Source organism: Nostoc sp. (assembly GCF_035638895.1).
GTDB lineage: Bacteria > Cyanobacteriota > Cyanobacteriia > Cyanobacteriales > Nostocaceae > Nostoc.
Map to the genome: position 1 here is coordinate 1 of NZ_DASQZC010000133.1, position 6,397 is coordinate 6,397.

Annotated in this window: 6 protein-coding genes and 2 pseudogenes; 3 read left to right on the top strand and 5 right to left on the bottom strand. The window is 43.5% G+C overall.

Annotated elements, in window-relative coordinates; genetic code table 11:
- From phnE to VE944_RS06490, 4 genes and pseudogenes are all read right to left on the bottom strand, one after another.
- Positions 1-774 (bottom strand): phosphonate ABC transporter, permease protein PhnE (gene phnE / locus VE944_RS06475; RefSeq protein ID WP_324974002.1); only part of this gene is annotated, 774 nt, incomplete at its 3' end.
- Positions 775-792: 18 nt separating this feature from the next.
- Complete coding sequence (locus VE944_RS06480) at positions 793-1,527, bottom strand: phosphonate ABC transporter ATP-binding protein (RefSeq protein ID WP_324974004.1); 735 nt, start codon at positions 1,525-1,527, stop codon at positions 793-795.
- A 160-nt stretch (positions 1,528-1,687) separates the two neighbouring features.
- Entirely contained in the window at positions 1,688-2,662 is a 975-nt protein-coding gene (locus tag VE944_RS06485) for a phosphate/phosphite/phosphonate ABC transporter substrate-binding protein (RefSeq protein ID WP_324974007.1), read from the bottom strand.
- Positions 2,663-2,809: 147 nt separating this feature from the next.
- Positions 2,810-3,451 (bottom strand): annotated as a pseudogene (locus VE944_RS06490) (Rid family detoxifying hydrolase); the annotation flags it as partial.
- Between the two features lie 114 nt (positions 3,452-3,565).
- Between VE944_RS06490 and VE944_RS06495 the strand changes: the two are divergent.
- Together VE944_RS06495 and VE944_RS06500 are read left to right on the top strand one after the other, a co-directional pair.
- Positions 3,566-3,874 (top strand): annotated as a pseudogene (locus VE944_RS06495) (hypothetical protein).
- Between the two features lie 2 nt (positions 3,875-3,876).
- On the top strand, positions 3,877-4,320 hold the full coding sequence (locus VE944_RS06500; protein WP_324974010.1) for a type II toxin-antitoxin system VapC family toxin: 444 nt from the start codon (positions 3,877-3,879) through the stop codon (positions 4,318-4,320).
- A gap of 9 nt (positions 4,321-4,329) precedes the next feature.
- On the opposite strand, the gene VE944_RS06505 is transcribed toward VE944_RS06500, so the two are convergent.
- Positions 4,330-4,761, bottom strand: coding sequence for an NUDIX hydrolase (locus VE944_RS06505; protein ID WP_324974012.1), 432 nt, complete (start codon positions 4,759-4,761; stop codon positions 4,330-4,332).
- A 207-nt stretch (positions 4,762-4,968) separates the two neighbouring features.
- Between VE944_RS06505 and malQ the strand changes: the two genes are divergently transcribed.
- Positions 4,969-6,397, top strand: a 1,429-nt coding sequence (gene malQ / locus VE944_RS06510; RefSeq protein ID WP_324974015.1) for a 4-alpha-glucanotransferase, incomplete at its 3' end; no start/stop codon positions are given.

Consider the following 6,397-nt stretch of genomic DNA (forward strand, 5'->3'; position numbering starts at 1 on the left):
ACGTAATTGGCTACTAAAAGCATCAATTACTGTGACGACTACCAAAAGCACTAACATCATGGTTGTTGCTTTGGTGTACTCGAACCCGTCGATGTAACTTTTTAACTGAAAGCCAATACCACCTGCACCAACTACACCCAAAACAGAAGCAGCACGGATGTTGTACTCAAACATCCAAAAGGTGTAACCTAATCCCAGTGGTAGCACTTGCGGGAGAATGCCGTATTGAGCAATCTGTAGCTTGGAGGCTCCGATAACTTGCAACGATTCAAGAGAACGCGGATCAACTGCTTCAATTGCCTGTTGATAAAACTTGGCCAGGTAGCCGATGGTGTAGATTCCCAAAGCTAAAGTTCCTGCTGGTGCGCCTAAGCCAGTGGCGGCAACAAAAATTAGCCCCAGAATAATTGAGGGGACAGAACGCACAGTATTTTGCAGTAAATTAGCTAGCGATCGCAACCACCCAGGGGCAATGTTGCTGGCGCTAGCTATAGCAATCGGTACAGAAAGAATTGCTCCAATGGTAGTTCCCCATAAAGACATCTGTACAGTTTCAATTAGTGCCTTAACTGCAATATCTAAAACTTTCCAATCGGGAGGAAATAACCGGGTAATAAAATCGGTGATGTATGGCCAGCTAGAACGCAGCAGTTCAAAATCGAGTTTGAGTCCTCGCAAAGCCCAACCATAAACTACCACGACAATTAATAAGATGAGTAGAGAACTCAGCCAAGGGTAGAAGCGTAAACGTTTTAATTTAAAAAAAGAACTCATATTGTAATCAAATTCCACTCAACTGGAAACTCTAGCAAATTTAGCTTGTAAGTTGTCACAAAGTCCTTGGTAAACGACGCGTCCAGCATCTAAGACGATCGCTTGCTCTGCGTATTGCTCTGCGATTCCCAAATCGTGCAAAACTGCGACAATAGTCATGCCTTGCTGAGTGTGCAATTGGGATAGAGTTTCCATGACTTGTTGCGATCCCACAACATCTAAGCCTGTGATGGGTTCATCGACTAAGAGAATTTGCGGTGATTGAATTAAAGTCCGGGCGATCGCTACTCGTTGTTGCTGTCCGCCACTAAGTTGACTGGTTTTTTGAAAAGCTAACTCTCCTAGTCCTAACTGTTCTAATAAATTTAGTGCCAACATGCGATCGCGTTTGGAAAATCCCAACAGTGTTTGCCAAGTTGTTCTTTTACCAAGGCATCCGCACAAGACATTTTCCAGTGCTGATAACTGCCGAATCAATCCCCCACCTTGAAATAACATCCCAACATCGCGCCGAATTTTTGGCAGTGTTCGGGAATTGATCTCAACATTATTGACGAGCAATTCTCCTCTCACTGATGGCACTAATCCAACTAGCGATCGTAGTAATGTAGACTTACCAGCACCGTTTAGCCCCAGCAAAACGACAAATTCACCGCGTTTAATCTGGCAATTAATCCCGTTGAGAATAGGACGATTGAGAGAGGGAGCATAAGCTGTCTCTAGGTTATGACACTCAATAACATAATCATTCATAGAAATTTATTTATAGCGGTTCTCGGTTGAGTGAAGTACAAGAACCCCACCCCCAACCCCCTCCCCGCAAGCGAGGAGGGGGCTATGATTTACCTTGTATGATTAGCGCTATATTCGTTAACAGTTATTCAAGATGTTTACTAAATAACTGTTAACTGAATTATGGTTCAATTCCAGCAATTTGCAGAGCGTCACGCATGGTTGCTAGGTGACGATCGTGGTTAATTCGCACTAATTCTGTGGAATTATACAAGTCGCGTAACAATTTATTATTTTCCGACTTATTTAATTTCAGCAAGGCGTTGATGATTTTTTCCCGTGTTGGAGTTGAAACATCATCATCAATGGCAATACCGTGGGCAGGTACACCATTAATTTTGTGCAGAACCCGTAACTGATTCTTTTCTTCGGCAGTGATATAAGGTGGATTCAGAGCATATTCTGACACAACAGCCACATCAGCTTGACCGCGCACAACTGCTTGCAAGGCTTTGCTGTAATTACCGCCGTAAGAAACTTGACCAAAGAAACCATCTAAGCGATCGCGGTTGGGTACAAACTTTTGTTTGACCAATTCCGCGACAGGGATAATAAACCCAGAGCCAGAAGTAGGGGAAGTAAAAGCCATTTTCTTGCCCCGCAGTTGTTCTAAAGTCGCTTTAGCTGAATTTTGAGTTTTGAGGGGACTATTCTTAGGGACAACAAATGTTGAACTATAGGTGTATCTTCCAGAATAAGTGGAACGAACTTCGGCTAAATACAAGCTGGCGTTTGCTAATTGTTTCGCTTTCAAAGCCGGACGGCTACTTAAAAAAGCCACATCAGCCCGATTTGCTCTCAAAGCTTCTACAGCAGCTGTATCATCACCCACTTGGGCGACGACTGGAATTCCTAAATCTTTCGATAAAAAAGCTCCTACCGCATTTGCCTTATTTTGCAAGTCTGTAGAATCAGCACGACTGGGAAAAACTATTGTTAAAGTCTTCTGCCCTTGAGCAAGTAAGCGTGGTGTCTGTTGATTAGTGGTGGGGTTGGCGATAGTTGCCTGCATAGCCCCTACTGTGCTGGCTACTAAACCTGTCAGTACTGCAAATGCAGCACCAGCACCCAATAAACTCTTTTTCCTAACACTCATTTGCAACTCTCCATTAGGAAGTTTTCTCAGTTTTTTTGCTAATTATTTTAATTAACCCTAAAGAAGATTTATAGCTTTTAAGAAGAAAAGTCAATAATAAAGCCTAGTTTGTTTGTATTGTAGGCTTCTTTTGTAAGTGTATTGCTACTAACCGCTAATTACAGCGATCGCATCAATTTCTACCAACACATCTTTAGGTAAGCGCGATACCTGCACACAAGCCCGTGCTGGGGCTGTATCTTCTGGAAAATATTTAGCATAAACGGCATTCACCGCCGCAAAATCATTCATATCAGCTAAAAATACAGTGGTCTTCACCACATCTTGAAAAGTCGCACCGGCTGCTGTGAGGATGGCTTCAAGATTAGCTAATACCTGCTCGGTTTGCTTTTTGACATCATCAGTGTAGACAACATCACCAAGGCGGGGATCGATCGCAATCTGTCCAGCGATGAATACAAATTGACCTGAAGCTGCGATCGCTTGATTATAAGGGCCGACTGGTGCGGGTGCGTTATCAGTATTAATTACTTTACGAGTCATAGATATTACTTTCTTTAACGATGTTTCCTGTTTACCGATTTCTGCTTCAGGAGCGATCGGCTTGTTGACTTCTCCATCTGGCATTATCGCACCAGTTAGGTCTGCATCTTTAAAGGTTGCCCCATAGATATTTGCGCCAGTTAAATTTGCCTTCTTCAGATTTGCACCATTAAGATTTGCCATTATCAAATTTGTATCTGAAAGACAGGCTCTTTCTAGATTTGCTTCTTTTGGACAGGCGTTTTTGAGATTCGCTTGTCCCAGATATACCCCAACCTCGGAGTATCCCATAATGCCGTCAGGTCAGCATCGCGATCGCACTCGTATAATACTGTTACGACAGACTGCAAAATATCATTTATGAATATTAAAGAACTACTGCTCCAAGAAATTGAATCATCCCCAGATGTTCTACTAGTCCAAACACTAGATTTTTTGCGTTTTCTCAAGACAAAACCAACAACCGAGGAAATATCTCTTAACCTGTCAACGGAAAAAAATGATCATACTTCCAATCATCAAACGAAACCCGAAAGACAGGAAGCAACACCAATTATTAGAGGCTCTAAAGCAGAAGACTTGCTAAAATTTGCCGGAACCTGACAAGGGGATGATTTTGAGGAGTGCTTGCAGCTTGTTTACGAAACCCGTTCCAAGGCTGAATTTTAGTAATGTACCTCTTAGATACCAACCATTGTAGCCGGATCATTTTTGGAGAAACAAACATCATTCGTCGGTTACAAGAACACATTGGTTTAGGGGTTGCAACTAGCGTTATTGTGCAAGGTGAACTCCTTTACATGGTGCAAAAGTCTTCTCAACAAGAAGCAAATCTTCGCTTTGTCAGAACTTTACTGCAAACCATAGACCTTTATCCCATTAGTGGAGGGGTTGCCGATGTTTACGGTAGTCTCAAAGGAGAAATTGTCGAACATATTGGCCCCAAAGATAAAGCAAAGCGTAGAAAGTTTACAGTTCAAGATTTAGGTTTTAGCGATAACGACTTGTGGATAGCATCAACTGCTCTGCACTATAACCTCACCGTCGTCTCAGGAGACAGCGACTTTCAAAGGATACAACAGGTGCAAACCTTAGCCTTAGAATCTTGGCTTTGACATCCTCTCTTACCCCAACCTCGGACGTATCCCATAATGCCGATATCGCCAATAATCCCGCAGAATGCGATCGTGGTCAAAACATAAATTACCAGGCACACGCCAATACTCAAAAACTCCTACACCCTTAGCATCATCCCCAGCCACAGGTTCACCCGTCGCTGTCGCCAAAAATACAATGCTAATGGTATGCTGACGCGGATCGCGATCGGGGTCAGAATACACCAGTAATTGTTCAACTAACTCCACCTGCAAACCCGTTTCTTCCTCAGCTTCTCGCCGCGCCGCCACTTCCACCGCTTCCCCATAATCCACAAAACCACCCGGAATAGCCCAACCTAAGGGTAGATTCTGTCTTTCAATTAACACTATTGGCCGATGAGGTCGATCTACTAGTTCAATGATGATATCAACTGTTGGTGCAGGATTTCGGTAAGTCATAGTTAATTAGTCATTGGTCATTAGTCATTAGTCATTAGCCAAGGACAAAGGACAAATGACAAATGACAAACAAGATGAGTTTACTTGATTTACCGTGCAAATACTGTTCCGTGATAAATTCGATGCGATTGGCTTTGCCAGTGCCCCTTGGGCGATCGCACAGCGTGTCCATCAGATAATTGCTCCCTCTCATAATTCAGGTTAAATATGCCTTTTCCTAGATCCAGTGGTATTTTGCTGCATCCTACCTCCTTTCCCAGTCGATTTGGCGTTGGAGATTTAGGCTTAGAAGCCTATCGCTTCATCGATTTTCTTAAAGATACCCATCAACAATATTGGCAAGTTTTACCCTTGGGCCCCACTGGATACGGTAATTCCCCCTATATGTGCTACTCAGCAATGGCGGGAAATCCCCTGCTGGTTAGCCCTGAAAAACTGCGAGATGAGGGTTTGCTAACTGAAGAAGACTTTGCTAACTTACCAGGATTTCCGGTAGAAAAGGTAGACTTCGACCAGGTTGTGCCCATTAAGATTGGGCTACTCAAAAAAGCCTGTGAAAACTTTAAAGTCAATGCTACGGATATCCAAAAAAACAAGTTTGCAGGTTTTTGCGACAGTAAAGCCTATTGGCTAGATAATTACGCCTTATTTATGGCGCTGAAAGATGCCCATGAAAATGCAAGCTGGCATACATGGGAGCGAGAATTTGTCAAGCGTGAACCCGAAGCATTAGCTCAGGTAAAGGATCGGCTGAATGGGGAGATTTTTTATTACAAGTTCGTCCAATTTGAGTTTTTCCGGCAGTGGTCAGAACTGAAAAGCTACGCCAATATGCGCGGTATTGACATTATCGGCGATATCCCCATTTACGTAGCTCATGATAGTGCTGATGTGTGGGCGCATCCCGACATCTTTTGCTTAGATGAAGAGACTGGAGTTGCTGCTCAAATGGCAGGAGTCCCACCAGATTACTTTAGCGCCACCGGTCAATTGTGGGGCAACCCGGTTTATAACTGGGAGGAATTACAAAAACAAGACTTTAAATGGTGGGTACAGCGCTTTGAGGCAATGCTGGATTATGTAGATATTATTCGCATTGACCACTTCCGAGGCTTCGAGGCTTATTGGTCAGTATCCCAAGGCGAAGAAACTGCCATGAATGGTAAATGGGTGGAAGCGCCTGGAGACGCTTTTTTTGAAGCGATTAGAGAGAAGTTGGGCAAGCTACCCGTTTTGGCGGAAGACCTGGGAGTAATTACACCAGAAGTAGAAGCACTACGAGACAAGTATGAATTTCCTGGGATGAAGGTTTTACAGTTTGCCTTTGGTTCTGATCCTGGTAATCCATTCTTACCATTCAATTACCCACGAAATGCTGTAGTTTATACTGGCACTCACGATAACGACACAACTGTAGGCTGGTTTAATTCAGCCAGCGACTACGAAAAGCAAAACCTGTTGCTTTATTTAGGTTGTGTTAGTCCTGAAGGCATCCACTGGGATTTAATTCGCCTAGCTTTGAGTTCTATAGCCAACCAAGCGATTATTCCCTTGCAAGATGTTTTGGGATTAGGAAACGAAGCGCGGATGAATTTTCCTAGTACTGCTGAGGGTAACTGGGGGTGGCGCTATCAAG

Excerpts from the sequence above, each read along its gene's own strand:
- VE944_RS06480 (WP_324974004.1), bottom strand. The coding sequence starts at position 1,527 with ATGAATGATTATGTTATTGAGTGTCATAACCTAGAGACAGCTTATGCT.
- VE944_RS06485 (WP_324974007.1), bottom strand. The coding sequence starts at position 2,662 with ATGAGTGTTAGGAAAAAGAGTTTATTGGGTGCTGGTGCTGCATTTGCA.
- VE944_RS06500 (WP_324974010.1), top strand. The coding sequence starts at position 3,877 with ATGTACCTCTTAGATACCAACCATTGTAGCCGGATCATTTTTGGAGAA.
- VE944_RS06505 (WP_324974012.1), bottom strand. The coding sequence starts at position 4,761 with ATGACTTACCGAAATCCTGCACCAACAGTTGATATCATCATTGAACTA.